This is a genomic window from Serratia sp. 506_PEND (assembly GCF_001076875.1).
GTDB lineage: Bacteria > Pseudomonadota > Gammaproteobacteria > Enterobacterales > Enterobacteriaceae > Serratia > Serratia marcescens.
In genome coordinates, this window is record NZ_JVEL01000490.1 from 1 (window position 1) to 21,718 (window position 21,718).

Genomic DNA, 21,718 nt, shown 5'->3' on the forward strand with positions numbered 1-21,718 from the left:
GCGCAACAGGCGGATGCCTCTGCACCGGCGGAACCGGCGCCGGCGGCAGCCGAAGAAGACCCGCGCAAGGCGGCGGTCGCGGCGGCTATCGCCCGCGCCAAAGCCAAAAAAGCCGCCAGGGAATCGCTGGCGGCGGAAACGGAAGATAAATGATGACAGCGGCGCCTGGCTGACGCCGGGCGCCGTTTAATCGATAGAGATCAGGTAGGTGTAATCCACTTCAATCTGGCGCAGTTTGGATTCCGGATTCCACTCTTTGGTTTGAATGATCTCCATTTCCATACTGCCGCGCACTTCATCCTTCAACCCCGGCATCACATGCGACATCAGGTAGCCGAAAAACTGCAAACACTCTTTCGCCGACCCCTTATGGTTGATAGAGATAAACTCGCGGCTCGGCAAATGGAAGGTGTCTATCTGATGGTTGGAAAGAATATCCTTTCTGTGTTCAGGATCGACCGCCATCACCAGCGTGGATGAGAGCTCGTCGCCCTCCCCGGCATGAGGGGAGTAGATGCTGTAAATCCGCCGACAGTCAACGTGCAGCCCCTTGAAGAAGTCGTTGAAAATCTCGTCCTTCATCGCCATGCAGGACGAGTACTCCAGCTCCTGTTCGGAGGCGAAATCCAGCCGGCGCGTGAAGCCGACCAACTGCATGTCGGGCAGCGTCAGCCGCTTCACTTCCGGGTAATAACCGGCGCCGTAGCTGGCTTCGAAGTTAAAGCGCGGCATCAGATTTTTCACGTCCCAGTGCTCCATCGAGCGGTAGCGATTGGGGGTGGTGCCGAAGCGCTGCTTGAACATGCGGGTAAAAGTCTGCTGAGAGTCGAAGCCCAGCTCATCGGAGATGTCGATGATGGAGCGACGGGTGATACGCAGCGCCACCGCGGCGCGTGTCAGGATGCGCGAACGGATATAGGTGGCGAGTTGAATGCCGGTAATACGCTTGAATTTACGCTGCAGATGCCACTTGGAATAGCCCGAAATACGCGCGACTTCATCCAGGTTTGGCCGTTTCTCCAGATGTATCTCCACCCACTCAATTAGCTCTTCAATAAAAAAAATGTCTTCATTTGTCATTATTATGGATTCACTGACTCAATAATGTTCGCGATAGTAACCTACACGGATTATGTGAAAGTTGTTATTTTGTGCGGAAGTCTGGAGAAAAATGATATCTCATTCATACGCTTACCCCATTTCCCGCGGTCGATGGCGGCACAAGTTCCACTGACAATTCCTCACGTTAGCCCATTTCCCGGCCAAAAAAAAATCAAATCGCGCCGCCCCGATCGCCAGATGCGCGGAAAGCCGAATACCCCTATCATTAAGGCGTATTACCCTCGCATCGAATCAGGTAGAATGCTCGGCTATCATTTTTGCCGCGCCCGCAGTATGGCGCATCGAAACTGCCGCAGGCGCGGCGCAGAAGGTATCGTTACTCTATGAAGTTCAGGCCGGTATCACCCACAGCCGCCAAAGGCTTACACATCGCCAGCTCGCCTTTCACCCACAACCAGCAAAGCACCAGCCGCATTATGCTGTGGGTCATGTTGGCGTGCATTCCCGGCATCGCGGCGCAGATTTGGTTTTTCGGCTACGGCGTGCTGATTCAGGTGGCGCTGGCGGCGATCGTCGCGCTGGCCGCGGAAGGCGCGATCCTCAAGCTGCGCAAGCTGCCGGTGCGCAGCCGGCTGGCGGATAACTCCGCCCTGCTGACCGCGCTGCTGCTCGGCATCAGCCTGCCGCCGCTGGCGCCGTGGTGGATGATCGTCATCGGCACCTTCTTCGCCATCGTTATCGCCAAACAGCTGTATGGCGGCCTCGGGCAGAACCCGTTCAACCCGGCGATGGTCGGTTACGTGGTGCTGCTGATCTCCTTCCCGGTGCAGATGACCAGTTGGCTGCCGCCGGATGAGCTGCGCGCCACCGCGCTGTCGCTCCACGACACGCTGCTGGCCATTTTCAGCGGCCATACCGCACAGGGCGCGACGCTGCACGAACTGCAGATGGGCGTGGACGGCATCAGCCAGGCCACGCCGCTCGACGGCTTCAAAACCGGCCTGCGCAGCGGCCACAGCGTGGAACAGGTGTTGCAGCAGCCGCTGTTCGGCGGCGCGCTGGCCGGCATCGGCTGGCAGTGGGTCAACCTCGGCTTCCTGGCCGGCGGCCTGTTTATGCTGGCGCGCCGCCTGATCCATTGGCAAATCCCGTTCAGCATGTTGGCCGCCATCGCCTTCTGTTCCGGTCTGGCCTGGTGGATCGATCCGGCGCATCAGGCTTCGCCGCTGATCCACCTGTTCTCCGGCGCCAGCATGCTGGGCGCGTTCTTTATCGCCACCGATCCGGTCAGCGCCTCCACCACGCCGAAGGGCCGCTTAATCTACGGCGCGCTGATCGGCGTGCTGGTGTGGCTGATCCGCGTCTATGGCGGCTACCCTGACGGCGTGGCCTTCGCCGTGTTGCTCGCCAACATCACCGTCCCGTTAATCGACCACTACACGCAGCCGCGCGTGTACGGCCATCGCTAAGGAGCCGCCATGCTGAATTCCATGAGAAAGCACGGCACCACGCTGGCGGTGTTTGCGGCGGTCACCACCGGCCTGACCGCCGTGGTCTACGCCCTGACGAAAACCACCATCGCCCATCAGGCGGCGCTGCAGCAAAAAGCGCTGCTCGATCAGGTGGTGCCGCCGGAAAACTACGACAACATCATGCAGAACGAATGCCTGCTGGTCAGCGATCCGGCCTTGGGCGACGGCGCGCCGCACCGCTTGTACCTGGCGCGCAAAAACGGGCAGCCGACTGCCGCCGCGCTGGAAACCACCGCGCCGGACGGTTACTCCGGCGCCATCAAGCTGCTGGTCGGCGCCGATTTCAACGGCACGGTGCTCGGCACCCGGGTGATTGAACACCACGAAACGCCTGGGCTGGGTGACAAAATTGAACTGCGCATTTCCGACTGGATTTCTTTCTTCAGCGGCAAGAAAATCGAAGGCCCGGACGATAAGCGCTGGGCGGTGAAGAAAGACGGCGGCATGTTCGACCAATTCACCGGCGCGACCATCACCCCGCGGGCGGTGGTCAATGCGGTGCGCCGCACGGCGTTGTATATGGAAACGCTGCCGCCTAAACTTGAAAGCTTACCTGCGTGTGGAGCCGCCGAATGAGTGAAGCCAAAGAATTGATCGTCCAGGGGTTGTGGAAAAACAACTCCGCCTTGGTGCAGCTGCTGGGCATGTGTCCGTTGCTGGCGGTGACCTCCACCGTCACCAACGCGCTCGGCCTGGGGCTGGCCACCACGCTGGTGCTGACGCTGACCAACGCCTCCATCTCCGCGGTGCGCCGTTGGGTGCCGAGCGAAGTGCGTATTCCAATCTACGTGATGATCATCGCCGCGGTGGTGAGCATCGTGCAGATGCTGATCAACGCCTATGCCTTCGGCCTGTATCAGTCGCTCGGCATCTTTATTCCATTGATCGTAACCAACTGCATCGTGGTCGGCCGCGCCGAAGCGGTGGCCGCCAAGAAGCCGGTCGGCCTCTCGGCGCTGGACGGCATGGCCATCGGCCTCGGCGCCACCGGCGTGATGGTGACGCTGGGCTCGATGCGCGAACTGTTGGGCAACGGCACGCTGTTTGACGGCGCCGACCAACTGCTGGGCGGCTGGGCCAAATCGCTGCGCATCGAAGTGGTGCATTTCGACAGCCCATTCCTGCTGGCCATGCTGCCGCCGGGCGCCTTTATCGGCCTGGGGCTGCTGCTGGCGGTCAAATATCTGATCGACGAAAAAATGAAGGCGCGCAAAGCTCGCGCCGTGGCGGCGGAACCGCTGCTGGAACAAGGACGTGCTGAGAAGGCCTGATGAACAAGCAGAAGCGACTGGAAATTTTGACCCGGCTGCGCGACAACAACCCGCACCCGACCACCGAGCTGGTGTACACCACGCCGTTTGAACTGCTGATTGCAGTGCTGCTGTCTGCGCAGGCCACCGATGTGAGCGTCAACAAGGCGACCGCCAGGCTTTACCCGGTCGCCAACACCCCCGCCGCCATGCTGGCGCTGGGGGTTGATGGCGTCAAGGAGTACATCAAGACCATCGGCCTGTTCAACAGCAAGGCCGAAAACGTGATCAAAACCTGCCGTATGCTGCTGGAACTGCACGGCGGCGAAGTGCCGGAAGATCGCGCCGCGCTGGAAGCGCTGCCGGGCGTCGGCCGCAAGACCGCCAACGTGGTGCTCAATACCGCCTTCGGCTGGGCGACCATCGCCGTGGACACCCACATCTTCCGGGTGTGCAACCGCACCCACTTCGCGCCGGGCAAGAACGTCGATCAGGTGGAAGAGAAGCTGCTGAAGGTGGTGCCCGCCGAATTCAAGGTCGATTGCCATCACTGGCTGATCCTGCACGGGCGCTACACCTGCATCGCGCGCAAACCGCGCTGTGGCTCCTGCATCATCGAAGACCTGTGCGAGTATAAAGAGAAGGTTTATCCAGAATCCTGAGTCTGACGGGGCGGCAAACCGCCCCCGTCGCCGCCACTCCCCCCCGCCAGCGCCTCTTTTTTATCGGAAATGTGATATCGCGCAGCAGTAACCCCGGCGTTATCACGGTTTTCAGTGAAAAACTCAGTGTCGCGTTATTTTCAAGCGAAAAATTAGTCAAAAATTGCGGTGAACGTCACGCTTTCAGGATCACAAGGCGTTCACAAATGCCAGTCCCGTTTTCCTAAATTTCTATAATTTTACAAAACGCTGCATATGCACAACATTCCAATGGATTAACAACCACACATACACTGATGCGCTAAAAAATAGCAATTCAGCAGAATATATCCCTGTTTAAAATGCGTATAGCTTTTAATCAAAACAAAAAAGCGGCAAACCATTAAAACCCGAAAGTTAATACTGCATAACATTTGCAACATCGCAGCATAATCCTGCGAGCGTTAAATGTAACCGAATATGACAAACTGCTTGCCACGTTGACAAAGATAGTGAACATTAACCGCCGTCCCCATCCTATAACAACGCAAAAGGATGCCGTTCCGCATCAACTTTTGTACTTTCCCGTCCTCCAAAGACGGGCTGCGAAAAAACAGAGGTACCAGTGTCAACAGCAAACAACCAACACCCGGAGAGCGTTAGCCTTAACGCGTTCAAACAACCGAAAGCGTTCTACCTGATCTTCTCGATCGAACTGTGGGAGCGTTTCGGCTATTACGGCCTGCAGGGCATCATGGCGGTTTATCTGGTCAAGATGCTCGGCATGAGCGAAGCCGATTCCATCACCCTGTTCTCTTCCTTCAGCGCCCTGGTATACGGCTTCGTCGCCATCGGCGGCTGGCTGGGCGACAAGGTGCTGGGCGCCAAACGCGTGATCGTGCTCGGCGCGCTGGTGCTGGCCGCCGGTTACGCCATGGTGGCCTACTCCGGCCACGACATCTTCTGGGTCTACATGGGCATGGCGACCATCGCCGTGGGCAGCGGCCTGTTTAAGGCTAACCCGTCCTCCCTGCTGTCCACCTGCTATGAGAAAGATGATCCGCGTATCGACGGCGCTTTCACCATGTACTACATGTCGGTGAACATCGGTTCCTTCTTCTCCATGCTGGCCACCCCGTGGCTGGCGGCGAAATACGGCTGGAGCGTGGCGTTCTCCCTGAGCGTGGTCGGCATGCTGATCACCCTGGTCAACTTTATGATGTGCCACAAGTGGGTGAAGGAAAACGGCTCCAGACCTGACTTCAAGCCGCTGCATCTGCCGAAGCTGCTGATGGTGCTGGTCGGCATCGTGGCGTTGATCGCCGTGTCCAGCTGGCTGCTGCACAACCAGGTGATCGCGCGCTGGGCGTTGGCCCTCGTTTCCGCCGGCATCGTTCTGGTGTTCGCCAAGGAAACCTTCGCCCTGCACGGCGCTGCACGCCGCAAGATGATCGTCGCCTTCCTGCTGATGCTGGAAGCGGTGGTGTTCTTCGTGCTGTACAGCCAGATGCCAACCTCGCTGAACTTCTTCGCCATCCATAACGTGGAACACAGCATCTTCGGCGTCGCCTTCGAGCCGGAGCAGTATCAGGCGCTGAACCCGTTCTGGATCATGCTCGCCAGCCCGATTCTGGCCGCGCTGTATAACAAAATGGGCGATCGCCTGCCGATGCCGCACAAGTTCGCTTTCGGCATGATCCTCTGCTCCTGCGCCTTCCTGGTGCTGCCATGGGGCGCCAGCTTCGCCAACGAACAGGGCATCGTGTCGGTCAACTGGCTGATCCTGAGCTACGCGCTGCAGAGCATCGGCGAGCTGATGATTTCCGGCCTGGGCCTGGCGATGGTGGCACAGCTGGTGCCACAGCGTCTGATGGGCTTCATCATGGGCTCCTGGTTCCTGACTACCGCCGCCGCCGCGCTGATCGCCGGTAAGGTTGCCGGTCTGACCGCCGTGCCAAGCGACATCAACGACGCGCACGCTTCGCTGGCCATCTACAGCCATGTGTTTATGCAGATCGGCATCGTCACCGCCGTCATCGCTATCCTGATGATGCTGACCGCGCCGAAGCTGTACCGCATGACGCTGGACACCACCGAAGACGTCAATCAAAAAGCGCAGGAAGCCACCGCGGCTCGCTGACCGCCGGCGGATTGAGCGTAAATAAAAACACCGGGGTTAACGCCCCGGTGTTTTTTTATGCCGCAAGAAAAAGGCTTACGCTGACTTGGGTTTGCCGCTCAGGTTGGCCCACATGAATTCGCTTACCAGCGCGCTGTGGAACGCCGCCTGTTGCTTGTCGGCGGCGGCGCTGTGCCCGCCTTCGGTATTTTCATAGAAATAGGCCTGCTGATACCCCATCGCCTGCATGCGCGCCGCCATTTTGCGGGCGTGGGCCGGGTTGACCCGATCGTCGCTGGTCGCGGTATAGAACAGCACCGGCGGGTAGGCCGTCTGCGCCTGAATGTTGTGGTATGGCGAGAAGGTCTTGATGTAGGCCCATTCCTCCGGCTTGATCGGGTCACCGTATTCGGCGATCCACGACGCGCCGGCGGAAAGCTGGGTATAGCGCTGCATGTCCAGCAGCGGCACTTCGCAGACGATGCAACCGAACAGCTGCGGATACAGCGTCAGCATATTGCCCACCAGCAGGCCGCCATTGCTGCCGCCGCGCGCGCCAAGATGCGGCGCCGAGGTCACCTTGCGTGCGATAAGATCTTCGGCCACGGCGGCGAAATCCTCGTAAGCGCGATGGCGGTTTTGCTTGAGCGCCGCCTGATGCCAGGCCGGGCCGTATTCGCCGCCGCCGCGGATGTTGGCCACCACGTATACTCCACCGCGTTCCAGCCAGGCCGGCGCCTTGCCGCCGAGATAGCCCGGCAACAGCGGCACTTCAAACCCGCCGTAGCCATACAGCAGCGTCGGCGTGCTGCCGTCCGCTTTGAGATCTTTGGCGGCGATCTGGAAATACGGCACGCGGGTGCCGTCCTTGGAGCGCGCGAAATGCTGGCTGACCTGATAGCCGGCGGCGTCAAAGTCCTGCGGCGCCTGTTTCAACAGCGTCGCCTCACCGCCGTCGAGATTGCCCATGTACAGCGAGGTCGGCTGCAGGAACCCGCTGACGGTCAGGAAATAGGCGTTGCTCTCTTCGTCGATGCCGCCAGCGGAAAGGGTGCTGATGGCGTCGGGGTTGCCCAGCGGGCGACGTTGCCAGCTGCCGCCCTGCGGCGTCAGCACTTCGAGCCGGTTGACCACGTTATCCATAATGCTGAGGATCAGGTGATCGCGGGTGCCGCTGTAGCCGCTCAGCGCCTGCTCCGCCGTTGGGGTAAACAGCAGCTGCAGCTCGCGCTTGCCCGCCAGATAGTCATCGAAGTTGGCCGCCAGCAGCGCGCCGGACGGATAGCGCTTGCCGCCCACCTCCCAGTCGCTGCTCGGTTTGATCAGCAGCCATTCCCGATGCGTATCCAGCTCGGCGTCGGCCGGGATGTCGATTTTTTTCTGCCGGCCGTCCTGCATCAGCAAGAAATAGTCACGGCGATAGAAGTCCAGGCTGCGGCCGACGAAATCACGCTCAAAACCCGGCGTGCGATCGTGATAGGCGAAGACAGCCATATCTTCCGGCTGCGCTTCGTACAGCGTTTCGGCGGCGCTCAGCGGCGTGCCGCGCCGCCAGCGTTTGGCGATGCGCGCGTAGCCTGACTGGGTCATCGAACCGGGGCCGAAATCGGTGGCGATGAACAGCGTGTCCCGATCGACCCAGGAAACCCGGCTTTTCGCCACCGGCACGTTGAAACCGTCTTTGACAAAGCGTTTGGCCACCAGATCGAATTCACGGATTTCGGTGGCGTCACCGCCGTCCGGCGACAGCTGCATCAGGCAATAACGGTATTCCGGCGCCAGCGGTTGCGAGCCTTGATAGACCCAATCCTTGCCTTCCGCCTTGCCCAACGCATCGATATCCAGCACCGTCTCCCAGGCCGGTTTGGCCTTCCGGTACTCGTCCAGCGTGGTGCGCCGCAGCAGGCCGCGCGGGTTGGCCTGATCCTGCCAGAAGTTGTAATAGTACTCGCCGCGTTTGCTCACCCACGGGATCTGGGTGTCTTTATTGAGGATATCCAGGACTTCGCGCTCAATGCGCTGAAAGTCTTCGCCCTGGCCGAAACGCGCCACGGTGCGCTGATTTTCCTGTTGCACCCATTGCAGCGCTTTTTTACCCTGCAGCTCTTCCAGCCACAGGAATTCATCGCCGGCGGCCGCGCCGCCCTCCGCCGCCATCGCCAGGCGGATACTGTTGGGTAATGAAGTCATCGCGAATACGGCTCCTGCGGTTTGTGCACTGAGTTTAATAAACTGACGTCGATTGGTGACCGGCAAAATCAAGCTCCTTTTGAGTCGGCTGCAACGCCGCCCCGTCATGGGCGACAACCTGTGAAATAAGAGTCATTTTCAACAAGGTAGGCGTTTGGCGGCGCGGAGTCAAAGCCCACGGCCGCCGCGTTGAGTCAGGATTGAGGATAGTGGATCAGATCGTGGATACGCACCGTTTGTGAACCGGCGTTGCGGTAGGCATGCGGCCGATCGGCCTGAAAGCGCATCGCCTCGCCGGCCGCTAGGCTGTGCCACTCGCCGTCTATCGCCAATTCCAACCGGCCGCTGATCACGATCACATGCTCGATCACGCCCGGCTCATGCGGCGACGATTCACTGAGCGCGCCCGGCGCGAGATCGATGACGAACATGTCGAAACCCAGTTGGCGATCGTAGGGAAACAGCGGCACCACACGCATATCGGCATTGTCCTGATCGTACACCGGCAGCTCGCCGTAGCGATGCAGCGTCGCCTGCTGCTGCGCGGGCGAGGCCTCAAGGAAGGCGGAAAACGCCACGTTGAAACCGGTGGCGATCTTCCACAGCGTCGCCACCGTCGGGCTGGACTCGCCGCGTTCAATCTGCCCGAGCATCGCCTTGCTGACGCCGGTGTATTCCGCCGCCTGCGTCAGGCTCCAACCGCGCTGTGCGCGCAACGTGCGCAGGGTGTGCGCCAAATGGCCGGCAAGTTCCTGCATCCTGTTCTCCTCTACGTATCGTGCCCGATTATACCCGCTTGTGCGCTATAACGCACGATGCTATGCTGATTTCTCGCTGTGCGTTATAACGCACAACCACCGATTGGAGCTGCCCATGCGCCCTGCCGTCACCCTGCGTCATCTGACCCTGCCCGCCGTCATGGCCGGTTTTGTCGCCGTTCTGGTCGGTTATACCAGCTCTGCCGCCATCATTTTCCAGGCCGCCGCCGCCGCGGGCGCCACGCCGGCGCAGATCGGCGGCTGGCTGAGCGCACTGGGGATCGCAATGGGCGTCACCTCGCTCGGGCTGTCGCTTTACTATCGCACCCCGATCCTCACCGCCTGGTCGACGCCCGGCGCGGCGCTGCTGGTCACCAGCCTGCCCGGCACGCCGATCAACGAGGCGATCGGCGTGTTTATCTTCGCTTCCGGTCTGATCCTGCTCTGCGGCGTCACCGGGCTGTTTGCCCGCTTGATGGACTATATTCCACAGGCGATTTCTGCGGCGATGCTGGCGGGGATCCTGCTGCGTTTCGGGCTGGACGCCTTCGCTTCGCTGCAGCTCAATTTTCCCCTCAGCGCCGGCATGGGGCTGGCCTATCTGCTCAGTCGCCGTTACCTGCCGCGCTACGCCATCGTATTGACGCTGGCGATTGGGTTGGCGATCGCCGCGCTGCAGGGCGATATCCAGCTGGCGCAACAGACGCCGGCGTTCGCCGTGCCGGAATTTATCGCGCCGCATTTCAGCTGGCCGACGCTGCTCGGCATCGGCGTGCCCTTCTTCGTGGTCACCATGGCTTCACAGAACGCCCCCGGGATCGCTACGCTGCAGGCGGCGGGCTACCGTGTCCCCACCTCACCGCTGATCGCCTGGACGGCGCTGACCGCGCTGCTGCTGGCGCCATTCGGCGGTTTCTCGGTATGCATCGCGGCCATTACCGCCGCTATCTGCATGGGGCCGGATGTGCATCCCGATCCGCAGCGGCGCTATATGGGCGCGGTGGCCGCCGGCGGCTTCTATCTGCTGGCCGGTCTGTTCGGCGGCGCCATCGGCCTGCTATTCAGCGCGTTGCCGGTCGCCTTGATCCACACCATTGCCGGGCTGGCGTTGCTCGGCACCATTGGCGGCAGCCTGCAACGCGCGCTGCATGATGAAAAACAGCGCGACGCGGCGCTGATCGCCTTCCTCATCACCGCCTCCGGCGTCACGCTGCTCGGCATCGGTTCTGCCTTCTGGGGGATTGTCGGCGGCGCCATCGCCCATCTGCTGCTGTCGCTGCCGCGGCGAACCTCCGAGGCATAACAGGCGGTCTACATTGACAAGCGACGCCGTGGCGCCTTCACTTTCTCTGTCGTCTGACTGTCAATTCACCTAATAAGTGACGCCGTCACCAAGGAAGCTTATGACTGAGAAAGCCGCGCTGTTAGCTCAGCGCCTGATACGCAATGTCGAACAGGTAGAGATGAAACATGACCGGCGGCCGCCGCTGTATGACAGCGTCGGCGCCCGTCTCGGCACCGGCACCGCCGCCGACAAACTGGGCGCCTCTTTCGATTGCGTGGCGCCGGGCATGCGTTCCTGCCCCTACCATTTTCACTACGCTCAGGAAGAAATGTTCATCATTCTGGAAGGCAGCGGTACGCTGCGGGTGGCTGGAGAAATGCTGCCGATCGTCAGCGGGGATGTCATTTTCATTCCGCCGGGCCCGGAATACCCGCACCAGATCATCAACACTTCCGATGCGCCGCTGAAGTACCTGTCCGTCAGCACGCGCGAACAGCCGGAGCTGGTGATGTACCCGGATTCCGGCAAATACCAGGCGATGGCGCGCAGCGCAGACGGCGAGCAGGTGCGCTACCTGCAGCGCCCTTCAACCTCGCTCGATTACTGGCAGGATGAACCCTGAATCGCCGTCCGGCAACGGGATATCCAACGCGCGCGCCGCCAGTTCGGCCACGCGGAAGTCGATATCCGCCGCCTGCCCGTCTTCCATGAACCAAGCGGCGGAGAGCCCCGACCAGGCCAGGATCCATTGCAGCAAGCGCCGGCGCTCCAACCCGGCCAACCGGCACACCTGTTCCACGCGGCGCTGGAAAATGGCCGGATCGGTGGCGATACCGTAGTTGGGATTGCAGAAGATATTGGCGTAATCGAAGCCCCGTTCGCCGTACAAACGCTTGGGGTCGATCGCCAGCCAGCCGCGTTCGCCGAAGTCGAGCACATTGTCATGGTGGATGTCGCCGTGCAGCACGCTTTCTTCTCGCGGGCTGCTCAGCAATTCCGCCGCCGTTGTGGCGCTGAGGCGCAGCATGCCGCCGTGCGCCTGCGCCGCCGGCCACAGCGAGCTGAACCACTCCTGCAGCGGGATCAATTCGGGCAGCGGTGCCTCTCGCGGCGCATGCAAGGCGGCGATCGCCCGACACAGGATCTGCGTGGCCTGCTCATCGTCGCCATCACGCACCAACTGCGCCAACGAACCTTCGCCCTGCGCGCGCTCCAGCAGAATGCCGTCGTCGTGCCACGCCAGCACCAGCGCGGCGCCTTCCCCGTGCCACCAGCACATGAGCTGGCCGCCGAAGCGCTCCTCCTGCTCGCGGGCGATCTTCAGCATGGCGGCCTCGCCCCGGTAACGCACCGGCATCAGCAGACTGCTGTGGGTTTCGAAGGCTTTGCCGTCCTGTTCCAGTTGCCAGCGTTGCAGGTAGGGAGTAAAAATCGGGTTCATCGTCTCATGCGTCCTTGTGGCCGAGCTGCGCCGCACTGTCACATTCGGGTGAAGACGACGTATAAAAAAGAGGGATGATACTCTCAAATATCATCGGTGCGCGGCGCCTGGCCGCCGTTTCTTCAGTATCCTAACCAAGTTTGTCGATTTTATTAACCGGTCTTGCGCGGGGTTTGACCATGACATCATTAAAACGCACGAATTATCCGCAGTTGCCGACGCCGGGCGGCCCCTATGTGCATGCGGTGCGCCACGGCGATCGCTTATACGTTTCCGGATTGACGGCTTTCGCCACCGACGCTCAGGGGTTGAGCGCGCCGGAGCAAACGCAGGAGATCCTCGAACAGCTGGCCACCATTGCCGCCAGCGAAGGCGTCAACCTCAAGGCATTGATTAAAATCAGCGTGTTCCTGACCGACATCGCCGATCTGGCGGGCGTGCGCCCGGTGCTGTTTGACTATTTCGATGGCGCGCTGCCGGCCTGTTCACTGATGGCGGTCAGCGCGTTGTTCTCACCCGCGGTGTGTGTGGAAATAGAGGCGGTGATGGCGTTGCAATAATGCGCGGCTAGAGCGCGCCCTCATCCGGCACGCAGGGGCCGATCTTGAACCAGGCTTTGGCGATCCGCCCCTGCTCCACTTCATAGATGGCGATGACATCCATTTTGCCGCGCCCCTGAGGGAAATTGCGCGTCACCACCTCCTGATCGACCACCATATTGCCTACCGCCATGCGCTTTATCCGTTCGCCATACAGACTCGGTTCCTGGAAACGCACCAGATGCCGTTCACGGATCGCCGCTTTGCCGCTGGCCAACAGCGTGTCTGGATGTTCGTAATACTGGGCGTCGTCCGCCCAGCAGGCCATAAAGGCCTCGATGTCGCGGGCGTTATAGGCGTCAAGCTGTTGTTGAACCACATCCTGCGGGCGTGCCGTTTTATCGTTCATCACATCCTCCTGCCGAAGTTAACCGCCGCATGCGTCGAACCCATCACGTTAACCGCCCCGTGCTGCAGCTTGATGACACGGCGAACTTTGAATAAAAAACCAAAAATAACAAATAAATAACCTATCACGCCCGATGAACAATTCAAGCGCCCGCGCATAAATTTTCTGCGCCGTGCCAGGGGCGGTGAAAACCGCATGGCGCCGCGCGTTAATCTTTGCGACGGTGAGGGAAATTCTGCTAATTTAGCGTGAACAGCCTGACGATAACGAAACGCTATGCAGCAAAAACCGGTGTTGGACGAAGCCAGACAGTTAAAACGACTCAACGCCGCCACGCGGCGCCAATCCCATATGTACAAATGGATCGCGTTGATTGCGGCGCTGGATGCGCTGTTGGTGTTTTGGTATGACCGGGATATGCGCAACGTCACCTTCTCGGGAGCGGTTGCGCTGGTGTGCGGCTATTTGTGGATCCGCGATCGCAACAAGGCCCGGGGTTACCGGCGCGAGTTCGACCGCAAATTCGGCAAGCGCAGCGGCGATTAAGGCTGCATCGCCTCCAGCACTTTAGCACTGTCGACGATCTGCACGAACTTCACGATTTTGCCGGCGCGCAGCGTATAAATATGCGCAAAAGAGGCGCTGAAGGATTTGCCGGTGGCCCGGTAGGTGCCGTGATAAAAACCCTGAGCGATCACGTTATCGCCGGCGTCGTAAAAGTGATCGACATCGGCGCGGTAACCTTGCCACTCGCTGCCCAGGCGCTGATGCACGTTCTTGATGATGTTCTCCGGACCGATATAGGTACCGGCGTAAGGGAAACCGGCGGCTTCGGTCCACTCGGCATCGGGGGCCAGCGCCGCCAGCAGATTACGGCCGTTTTCTTCGGAGCTGCCTTCATAGGTTGCGCGCACTATTTCAAGAGGGGTTGGCATGTCTCTTCTCCAAATGGCTGATGAGGATATTCCGGCCATCCCCGCGGACACAGGCTCTCACCAAGCGGAGACGGCGGAATACGGCTATTCTAGGTTGCTTGTTTCGCTGCAAAAACCGCAGTTATGACAATAGTGGGTTGCACTTTAGTAAACAATAGCCATTTTTCTGTCATTTTCCCGGCATCCGACACGGCTATGCTGATTGACCGATTTTCCCCAACAGGAGCTGAACGTGTCTTTACCCTCGCTGACGCAAGAGTTGTTACAACCGTTTTCCCCCTACCAGACGCTGGCGCAAACGCTGTTGCCGCTCACCCTCGAATCGGACGACGGTTCGCATGACGTGGCGCACCTGCATCGGGTCTGGAAGAACTGCCGTCGGATCAGCAAGCTGGAAGGCGGCGACCGGCGCATTCTCTGCGCGGCGGTGCTGCTGCACGACGCTGTCGCGGTGGAAAAGAATTCGCCGCAGCGCCATCTGGCCTCGCGCATGGCGGCGGAGCAAGCCACGCTGACGCTGGCCCGGCTGGAATGGGCGCCGGCGGACATCGCGGCGGTGGCTCACGCCATTGAAGCGCACAGTTTTTCCGCCGGCATCCCTCCGCAAACGCTGGAGGCGAAGATCCTGCAGGATGCCGATCGCCTCGACGCTATCGGCCTTATCGGCGTGGCGCGCTGCTTCTATATCGGCGGCCGCATGCGCAGCGCGCTGTACGACGCCGCCGACCCGCGGGCTGAACATCGCCAATACGACGACAAGCGTTTCAGCCTGGATCACTTCGAAACCAAGCTGTTCAAACTGCAAGACGGCTTCCAGACCGCCGCCGGGCGGCAGATGGCCGAACAGCGCACCGAGCGCATGCGGCGCTTTGTCGACGATCTGCTGGAAGAGGTGTAATGCCGGCCTACGGGGCATTTTCGTTATGCCCATAACATTTTCGGTCATATAACGCCGCTAAACTGTAAGTCAACTTCACCGAACGGGCGGCACAGATGAAAAAGTTGACGTTGAAAGAGATGACGGAAAGCGAACAGCGGGAAGTGAAAACCGAATTGGACAAGGCGCGTAAAAGCCATGGCAGGCCGCTGACCAATGCCGAACAGCACAAGGTCAAGGATGAAGTGGTGGCGCGCATCATGGCCGCCAGAGCGAAGCTCGCCAAGGCGGAGCGTGCAGAACGCAAGGCCAATCGCTACCGGCCGAGCGGCGACACTTTCAGTTGGTCCGCCACCATCGGCTCCCGCCCGCCGCGCTGAGCCAACTCAACCCTCCCCGCCGCGGCGGGGATTTTTATTTATTAGCCAAACTCATCCTCACCGGCGAATCATGAATAACAATGTTATCAATCTGTTGTAAATTGACAGTCTGATGAAGAATATTCATTATCACCCCACTTCCCCTTTTCGCGAGACCGCCATGGCCTACCCACGCAACGCTGATATTCTGATGACACCTGCGTTGCTCGTTGGCGGTTTGGCGGCGGTTACATCGAAGAAACAGACGCTCATTTGACCGGGGCGCGCTGTCCCGTCAGATGAGCTGACTGGATGGCACGCAACGCCCCGCCTTCAATTTTCTCATCTGGCTTCTCTGTCGGTCACACAGAAGGAATATTTTATGGCCTCATTTTCGGGTATTTGGGTGGCGATGGTTACCCCTTTCAATCACGACGCCGTCGACCTGCCGGCGGTGCAACGCCTGGCGCGGCACCTGCTCGACGCCGGCATCGATGGTCTGGTGGTCTGCGGTTCCACCGGTGAAGCCGCCGCGCTGAGCAAAGAAGAACAGCTGGCGGTGCTCGACGCCGTATTGGAGGTGGCGCCTGCACGCCAGGTGGTGATGGGCCTTTCCGGCAATAACATGGCCGCCACGCTGCAAATGCAGCAGGCCATTCAGCTGCGCGACATCGCTGGCGTGCTGATCCCGGCGCCTTACTACATCCGCCCTTCGCAATGCGGCCTGATCGACTATTTTACCCAGTTGGCCGACGCCTCCGCCGTGCCGGTGATCCTGTACAACATTCCGCAGCGCACCGGCATCGCCATGGAGCTGGCCACGCTGCGCCGGCTCGCTCGCCATCCGCGCATCACCGCCATCAAGGACTGCGGCGGCAACCCTGACGCCACCATGGCGCTGATCGCCGATGGCGAAATCGATGTGATGACCGGGGAAGACAATCTGATCCTCACCACGCTGTGCCTCGGCGGCACCGGCGCCATCTCCGCCGCCGCGCATGTTCACCCGGAACGTTTCGTCCAGTTGGTGCAGCAGGTCGCCGCCGGCGATCTGGCCGCGGCGCGCAGCAACTTCTATGAGCTGCTGCCGATGATCCACCAGATGTTCAGCTTCCCGAATCCGGCGCCGGTCAAGACGGCGCTGGCCCAGCAGGGGCTGATCGCCAACGAATTGCGTTCGCCGATGCAGGTGGCGCCGCCGGCGCTGCAGCAGCAGATCGCCGCGACGCTGGCGCAGCTGCAGCCCGCAGAGGCGATCGTCGGTTAAATTTGTTAGCTAAGCCGCTGTAATTTTGGCGCCACGGGACTACGATGAGAGGTTAAGCATGCCCGTCATTCGTCATCAACAAGGAGCTTCCGATGAAACTGTTCTATAAAGCCGGCGCCTGTTCGCTGTCCCCGCATATCGTGCTGCGTGAGGCAGGGCTGGATTTTACGGCGGAGAAGGTCGATCTGGCGCAGAAGAAAACCGAGAGCGGCGCCGATTACCTCGCCATCAACCCCAAGGGACAGGTCCCGGCGCTGCTGCTGGATGACGGCAGCCTGCTGACCGAAGGCGTGGCGATCGTGCAATATCTGGCGGACCGCGTGCCGGATCGCAACCTGATCCCGGCGGCGGGCACCCTGTCGCGCTACCACGCGATCGAATGGCTGAACTACATTGCCACCGAGCTGCACAAAGGATTCAGCCCGCTGTTCAACCCGAAAACGCCCGAGGAATACAAAACCATCGCGCGCGCCAAGCTGGAGCAGCAGTTCAGCTATCTGGATTCGGTGCTGGCGAAGCAGCACTTCCTGTTGGGGAGCCGTTTCAGCGTGGCTGACGCCTACCTGTTCACCGTGCTGCGCTGGGCATTCGCCCTGCAGTTTGACGTGCGCAAGCACGCCCATCTGGCGGCCTGGTTCGATCGCGTTGCGGCGCGCCCGGCGGTGGATGCGGCGCTGAACGCCGAAGGATTGAAGTAAACATTCGGCCCCGGTGGCTATCGCCGGGGCCCGTTGCACTTACAGTTTTACCGCTTTGAACTCGCTGCGCGGCTGCACGATCCGATCCTGCGCCGCCACTACCTGCAGCTCGTATTCCCCCATCTCCTGAGTCGTCAGCATCACCTCATACACGGCGGCGGTCACGTGCTCCAGCGCTTTATCCAGCGCCTCACCCTTCAGCAGATCCACCAGCAGCAGACCGCTGGTCAAATCGCCGACGCCGACCGGTTGACGCACGCCGAAGTCCACCAGCGGCCGGCTGATGTGCCAAGCCTCGTCCGCCGTCACCAGCAGCATTTCGAAGCAGTCGGCGTGATAGCCGGCGCGGGCCAGGTGCTTGACCAGCACCAGCCGCGGCCCTTTGGCGATCAGCGCGCGGGCGGCCTGCACCGCATCGGCCACGTTGGCGACGGCCATCTGGCTCAGCATCTCCAACTCCAGCAGGTTCGGCGCCATCATGTCGCTGCACGGCAACGCCTGGCGACAGTGAAACTCGGCCACGCCCGGCGCCACGATGCAGCCTTTTTCCGGATGTCCCATCACCGGATCGCAGAAATACCAGGCATTCGGGTTCGCCTGCTTAACCTGGCGCACGATCTCCAAAATATGGTCGCCCTGCTCCGGCGAACCGATATAGCCACTCAACACCGCATCACAGCGCTTCAGCTGATCGATATTGGCGATGCCCTGCGCGATCTCGGTCAGGTGATTGGCCGGCATGACGCAGCCGGTCCACTGGCCGTATTGCGTATGGTTGGAGAACTGTACCGTGTTCAGCGGCCAGACGTTGACGCCCATGCGGCGCATCGGAAATTCAGCCGCACTGTTGCCGGCGTGACCAAACACCACGTGCGACTGGATAGAAAGAATGTTTTTCATCGGAACAACTGACCTCGCCATGCCGTGTGCATCAGCCCGCGGCGAAATGATAATGGGTGCACAACGCGAAAACGTCATGCCGGCGCTGTTAAAAACAAGAAATGAGAGGAATTTTTATGCTTTCGACGGCGGCATATTGTAGCGAAAAGTCCGATCCAAAAAAAGCCGAGAACCGACTTGCGCGGCCTGAGAAACCTGAACACGCAGAATATCCCCACGGTTGCCGCATTGCATTCCGACGACGATAGGCTTTACTTGCCAATATTGTTTTTTCGCCACGCCATGGAGCATGTCATGAGTTTATTAAAACTACAGCAAGACGTCGCCATCCTGTTCTACGCCACACTGGGCAAAAAGGCTGACGATAGCGCCCTGATCTATTTCGCCAAACAGCTTGAAAAAGGCACTTATAACCAAAGCGAACTTGCGAACCTCTTCATTCTCTCTGCGGATGGCCGGCATCGCTATGATAACCTGAGCACCGCCGACAAGGTGAAGTACCTCTATCACAACGCCAGCGGCATTTCCCCCGGCCCAGACACTGTGGCGCAGTGGGTAAAACAGCTCGATGCCGGCAAATCGCTCGGTCAGTTGACGCAAGAACTCATCACCCAGCTCAGCGATTATGCCGGGTCGGATCAAACAATCCTGACGCAACAGCAACACGTTGAGAACACCATAGCGACCACACTCTATCCCGCTTTTGTGCTGGCAGCAGAACATGCACCGGCGGCAGCGGACATTCAGGGTATTTATTACGTACTCGGCAGCGTGATTAATGCCACAGCGGTAAATTACTGGGGCAGTGTCCTCGCCGCCGGCCACCAAACCGCCGCACAGATAGCGACCTATTTCACCACCGTCAAAACCGATATCAAGTCGCTTGGCAATGAAGACTTCGTGAAGAAAATATTTTTTGAAGCGTTCGGCAACCAGGCCGGCGCAGACGAGGTGCAGAAGTACGCAGCGGGCTTGAACGTCGGCAGTGAAACCCGTGGCGAAGTCATTATGCGTGTGATAACGGATATTCGAGCAGACACCGACACTCAGCATGAAACGGCCAAAAGTCATTTTCTGGCCGCCACCCATGTCTATGCACCCGGCGAGCGCCCCGATTTGCACTATGGTGAAACCGTGATGTCCTTTTACCTGACGGTGGCCGGCGTTTCCGCAGACGCGACCGCACTCGATACCTTTAGCCGTTCGCTCGCCAGCGGGATGTCTTCCGCCGAGCTGTTGAAAATGCTGGCCAACGCCCACCAATTCCAGGGAGCGGACAACTACGAGCAAATCTACGCTTCGCTGTATCACGAAAATCTGAGTCCGACGCTGTCCCAAGCCTTGTTGCAGAAGGCCGGCAACGATAGATATCAAGCCAGCGCGTTGATTATCGAGTCATTCCGCCAGGGGATTTCCCCAGTCGACGGCGCGCATGAACCTCATCCGGCAGATGTCGCCGCCTATCAACTCAGCATCGCCCAAGCGCTGAATTACAAACCCTTCGCCGAATTATCGCTCTCCACCGACGGCGTATTAAGCGGCGCGGTGAACACCGGCAATCAACATTCGTTAAGCCCGGTGGAGCTGGCCGTTCTGGCGCATGTCTTTCTTAATGTGAATGCCTCGGTCGCCGTTGATTTCAGTCAGTCAACCAAATTGCAAGAAGTGACCTTGCAGGGGAATATGCCCACTGACGCCACTGCCCTCAACTCATTAAAAAATAAGGGATTCGCCTTGCGGCTCAATCTGGACGATAACCCTTACTTCAAAATGACTGACAAGATTGCATTTGGTACTGAACGTGATGCGGTAATGATTTCCGATAAATTCGATCTCGCTAATGCCAAAATGGATCTTCTTTTCGGCGCAGGGGGTGCTAGCCTGCTCTGGAATGGCAATGGCGTAAACCACGGAGCCAACAGGGTAAGCACGGCCTTCACCGCACAGAACGCTTTTGATGCGGATGGCGTCGTTTCCGCCAACCTGATCTTGAAGGATATTTATCTGACCTCGACGGCAAGCGGCGACACTGAAGGCCTAATCAAAACGAATATCAACCAGTTTCAATTCTTTCCTCAGATCGATCTTGCGGGTTATCGCGGCACGGGAAATATTTATCTTGATGGGAAATGGATCGCGACAGAAGGCGCAAACATTTTCGATTATGGTGTAATCAATCAAACAGCCAGTATTTACAACAACAGCGTCCCAACTGTGGCCCATTTACAACAGGCACCCCATGCCCAGAAAAGCGGCGACGGGTATTACTGGACGGGTAGCCAGGGATTAACACTTTCCGGTTTCGCTGATAATGTGCATGTTATCAACCTGCCCGTCTTCAACACGCTGCCTTTTCTCACCATTAACGGCAATGCAGGGGCACAAAGCAAACTTCATCTGGAATTGGCGCCGCTTGCCGCACCACCGAACGATATCTTCGGGCCTTGGGGCGTCAGTATCGGCAACCGCGCCATCGAGCACCTGGATGCCGGGACATTGAGCTTCACCAGCCATTTCCTCGGGCGGCAATTGCCGGAAGAGCTCCGATTATATGCCAACGGTTCGAAATTCGCTTCAGTCTCTCTGGCAGGCGAAAACGCGATTGAAACGATACGCATAGGCGGCATAAGCAAATTGCAGGTGACGGTAAAAGCAGACTTTGGCAATAGCCTAAAAAGTATTGTTATCGAACCGACATTCAATCCCGGCAATGAAGTCATTCCACGCGTCGAAACGGATTTGATAATGGAAAAAGGCGGTAGCGGCGGCGGTGAGTTCTATAAGCTACTCACTTCGCTGAAGCATCACAGCGCCTTCGACAGCGTCATTGAGGCATTAGCCGGTGAACAACTCACCATCGCCTATACCAACAGCCAGACGTTAACGCTTAAAGGTAACACCACGCTGGATCCATTGGTCATGACCAATGAGTTTGCGCACGACAGCAAAATCAACTTTGAGCGCAGTACCATCGAGGACATGGTCACCATCAATACCCTCACCCCTACGGATACCCTCACCGTCGGCGATCCGAATCATCCTTGGGTATTCAACGCCAAGTCATCAGGCGAGATCGTCATTTACGGCGAACTGAGCCAAACGGAGCAAGTCAACGCGTTGTTTGACTCGCTGACTGTCAGCCCCGGTGATTCCGCGCAGGACATATTCAACCAGGCTTTGACGAAAATAACGCATGGCAACAGTGACACCCTGTTGCAAAGCGTCGGCGCGGTCAAATTAGGTAATAATGCTTATATTATTATTGACAATAATAATAATCAAAAACTTGATGCCCAGGACATTGTTTTCTCGCTGGGTAATAAAGACGTCTACGATATCACGACCCATCTCCATTATCAGGCACCGATCATCACGCTCGCCGGCAGCACCCCCGCACCCGCAACGGAATTAGCCATGACCTGATGAACATTGGCGGTCACCTCACGTCGAAGATGG

General features: G+C 59.2%; 22 protein-coding genes. 15 read left to right on the forward strand and 7 right to left on the reverse strand.

Annotation, left to right across the window (positions count from 1 at the left end; translation table 11 throughout):
* Positions 1 to 186: 186 nt before the first annotated feature.
* Positions 187 to 1,080 carry a helix-turn-helix domain-containing protein gene (locus ADK28_RS19780; protein ID WP_016927894.1) on the reverse strand — a complete coding sequence of 298 codons (894 nt, stop codon included), beginning with the start codon at positions 1,078 to 1,080 and terminating at the stop codon, positions 187 to 189.
* A 365-nt stretch (positions 1,081 to 1,445) separates the two neighbouring features.
* On the opposite strand from ADK28_RS19780, the gene rsxD reads away from it, so the two are divergent.
* From rsxD to dtpA, 5 genes are all read left to right on the forward strand, one after another.
* Complete coding sequence (gene rsxD, locus ADK28_RS19785; protein ID WP_033640478.1) at positions 1,446 to 2,531, forward strand: electron transport complex subunit RsxD; 1,086 nt, start codon at positions 1,446 to 1,448, stop codon at positions 2,529 to 2,531.
* A gap of 9 nt (positions 2,532 to 2,540) precedes the next feature.
* A complete protein-coding gene (gene rsxG / locus ADK28_RS19790) occupies positions 2,541 to 3,170 on the forward strand; it encodes an electron transport complex subunit RsxG (protein ID WP_004938412.1) in 630 nt (209 codons plus the stop codon).
* Positions 3,167 to 3,865, forward strand: a complete 699-nt coding sequence (locus ADK28_RS19795) for an electron transport complex subunit E (protein WP_004938409.1) — start codon at positions 3,167 to 3,169, stop codon at positions 3,863 to 3,865. The genes rsxG and ADK28_RS19795 overlap by 4 nt, the downstream gene beginning before the upstream one ends.
* Positions 3,865 to 4,506 (forward strand): endonuclease III, encoded by a 642-nt coding sequence (gene nth, locus ADK28_RS19800; RefSeq protein WP_004938407.1) that lies wholly within the window; start codon positions 3,865 to 3,867, stop codon positions 4,504 to 4,506. The genes ADK28_RS19795 and nth overlap by 1 nt, the downstream gene beginning before the upstream one ends.
* A gap of 604 nt (positions 4,507 to 5,110) precedes the next feature.
* A complete protein-coding gene (gene dtpA / locus ADK28_RS19805; RefSeq protein WP_033640480.1) occupies positions 5,111 to 6,625 on the forward strand; it encodes a dipeptide/tripeptide permease DtpA in 1,515 nt (504 codons plus the stop codon).
* A 75-nt stretch (positions 6,626 to 6,700) separates the two neighbouring features.
* On the opposite strand, the gene ADK28_RS19810 is transcribed toward dtpA, so the two are convergent.
* Together ADK28_RS19810 and ADK28_RS19815 are read right to left on the reverse strand one after the other, a co-directional pair.
* The gene (locus ADK28_RS19810) at positions 6,701 to 8,794 is read right to left on the reverse strand and encodes a prolyl oligopeptidase family serine peptidase (protein WP_048796457.1); all 2,094 of its coding nucleotides are present in this window, start codon (positions 8,792 to 8,794) and stop codon (positions 6,701 to 6,703) included.
* A 194-nt stretch (positions 8,795 to 8,988) separates the two neighbouring features.
* Positions 8,989 to 9,552: a helix-turn-helix domain-containing protein gene (locus tag ADK28_RS19815; RefSeq protein WP_033640484.1), complete on the reverse strand. Its 564-nt coding sequence runs from the start codon at positions 9,550 to 9,552 to the stop codon at positions 8,989 to 8,991.
* 115 nt (positions 9,553 to 9,667) lie between these two features.
* On the opposite strand from ADK28_RS19815, the gene ADK28_RS19820 reads away from it, so the two are divergent.
* Together ADK28_RS19820 and ADK28_RS19825 are read left to right on the forward strand one after the other, a co-directional pair.
* Complete coding sequence (locus ADK28_RS19820; RefSeq protein ID WP_016927899.1) at positions 9,668 to 10,855, forward strand: benzoate/H(+) symporter BenE family transporter; 1,188 nt, start codon at positions 9,668 to 9,670, stop codon at positions 10,853 to 10,855.
* A gap of 100 nt (positions 10,856 to 10,955) precedes the next feature.
* Positions 10,956 to 11,459 (forward strand): cupin domain-containing protein, encoded by a 504-nt coding sequence (locus ADK28_RS19825; protein WP_004938395.1) that lies wholly within the window; start codon positions 10,956 to 10,958, stop codon positions 11,457 to 11,459.
* On the opposite strand, the gene ADK28_RS19830 is transcribed toward ADK28_RS19825, so the two are convergent.
* Entirely contained in the window at positions 11,424 to 12,269 is an 846-nt protein-coding gene (locus ADK28_RS19830) for an aminoglycoside phosphotransferase family protein (protein ID WP_414711765.1), read from the reverse strand. The genes ADK28_RS19825 and ADK28_RS19830 overlap by 36 nt on opposite strands.
* Positions 12,270 to 12,457: 188 nt before the next feature.
* On the opposite strand from ADK28_RS19830, the gene ADK28_RS19835 reads away from it, so the two are divergent.
* Positions 12,458 to 12,838 (forward strand): RidA family protein, encoded by a 381-nt coding sequence (locus tag ADK28_RS19835; RefSeq protein WP_028128181.1) that lies wholly within the window; start codon positions 12,458 to 12,460, stop codon positions 12,836 to 12,838.
* 7 nt (positions 12,839 to 12,845) lie between these two features.
* Here the strand turns inward: ADK28_RS19835 and ADK28_RS19840 are convergent, their stop codons facing one another.
* The gene (locus ADK28_RS19840; protein ID WP_015377744.1) at positions 12,846 to 13,226 is read right to left on the reverse strand and encodes a nuclear transport factor 2 family protein; all 381 of its coding nucleotides are present in this window, start codon (positions 13,224 to 13,226) and stop codon (positions 12,846 to 12,848) included.
* A gap of 276 nt (positions 13,227 to 13,502) precedes the next feature.
* Between ADK28_RS19840 and ADK28_RS19845 the strand changes: the two genes are divergently transcribed.
* Positions 13,503 to 13,772: a hypothetical protein gene (locus ADK28_RS19845; protein WP_004938382.1), complete on the forward strand. Its 270-nt coding sequence runs from the start codon at positions 13,503 to 13,505 to the stop codon at positions 13,770 to 13,772.
* Here the strand turns inward: ADK28_RS19845 and ADK28_RS19850 are convergent.
* Entirely contained in the window at positions 13,769 to 14,161 is a 393-nt protein-coding gene (locus ADK28_RS19850; protein ID WP_004938379.1) for a nuclear transport factor 2 family protein, read from the reverse strand. The genes ADK28_RS19845 and ADK28_RS19850 overlap by 4 nt on opposite strands.
* Before the next feature lie 202 nt (positions 14,162 to 14,363).
* On the opposite strand from ADK28_RS19850, the gene ADK28_RS19855 reads away from it, so the two are divergent.
* From ADK28_RS19855 to gstA, 5 genes are all read left to right on the forward strand, one after another.
* Positions 14,364 to 15,059, forward strand: coding sequence for an HD domain-containing protein (locus ADK28_RS19855; RefSeq protein WP_016927902.1), 696 nt, complete (start codon positions 14,364 to 14,366; stop codon positions 15,057 to 15,059).
* Positions 15,060 to 15,154: 95 nt separating this feature from the next.
* Positions 15,155 to 15,418, forward strand: a complete 264-nt coding sequence (locus tag ADK28_RS19860; protein ID WP_004938373.1) for a DUF3811 domain-containing protein — start codon at positions 15,155 to 15,157, stop codon at positions 15,416 to 15,418.
* A gap of 112 nt (positions 15,419 to 15,530) precedes the next feature.
* Positions 15,531 to 15,674 carry a hypothetical protein gene (locus ADK28_RS32240; protein ID WP_161802722.1) on the forward strand — a complete coding sequence of 48 codons (144 nt, stop codon included), beginning with the start codon at positions 15,531 to 15,533 and terminating at the stop codon, positions 15,672 to 15,674.
* A gap of 105 nt (positions 15,675 to 15,779) precedes the next feature.
* On the forward strand, positions 15,780 to 16,664 hold the full coding sequence (gene dapA, locus ADK28_RS19865) for a 4-hydroxy-tetrahydrodipicolinate synthase (RefSeq protein ID WP_048796459.1): 885 nt from the start codon (positions 15,780 to 15,782) through the stop codon (positions 16,662 to 16,664).
* 92 nt (positions 16,665 to 16,756) lie between these two features.
* Positions 16,757 to 17,362, forward strand: a complete 606-nt coding sequence (gstA, locus tag ADK28_RS19870; protein ID WP_016927904.1) for a glutathione transferase GstA — start codon at positions 16,757 to 16,759, stop codon at positions 17,360 to 17,362.
* Positions 17,363 to 17,401: 39 nt separating this feature from the next.
* Here gstA and pdxY read toward each other — a convergent pair whose 3' ends face one another.
* Positions 17,402 to 18,262 carry a pyridoxal kinase PdxY gene (pdxY, locus tag ADK28_RS19875; protein ID WP_048796460.1) on the reverse strand — a complete coding sequence of 287 codons (861 nt, stop codon included), beginning with the start codon at positions 18,260 to 18,262 and terminating at the stop codon, positions 17,402 to 17,404.
* Between the two features lie 294 nt (positions 18,263 to 18,556).
* Here pdxY and ADK28_RS19880 point away from each other — a divergent pair, with 294 nt between their 5' ends.
* On the forward strand, positions 18,557 to 21,685 hold the full coding sequence (locus ADK28_RS19880; RefSeq protein WP_048796461.1) for a hypothetical protein: 3,129 nt from the start codon (positions 18,557 to 18,559) through the stop codon (positions 21,683 to 21,685).
* Positions 21,686 to 21,718 lie beyond the last annotated feature (33 nt).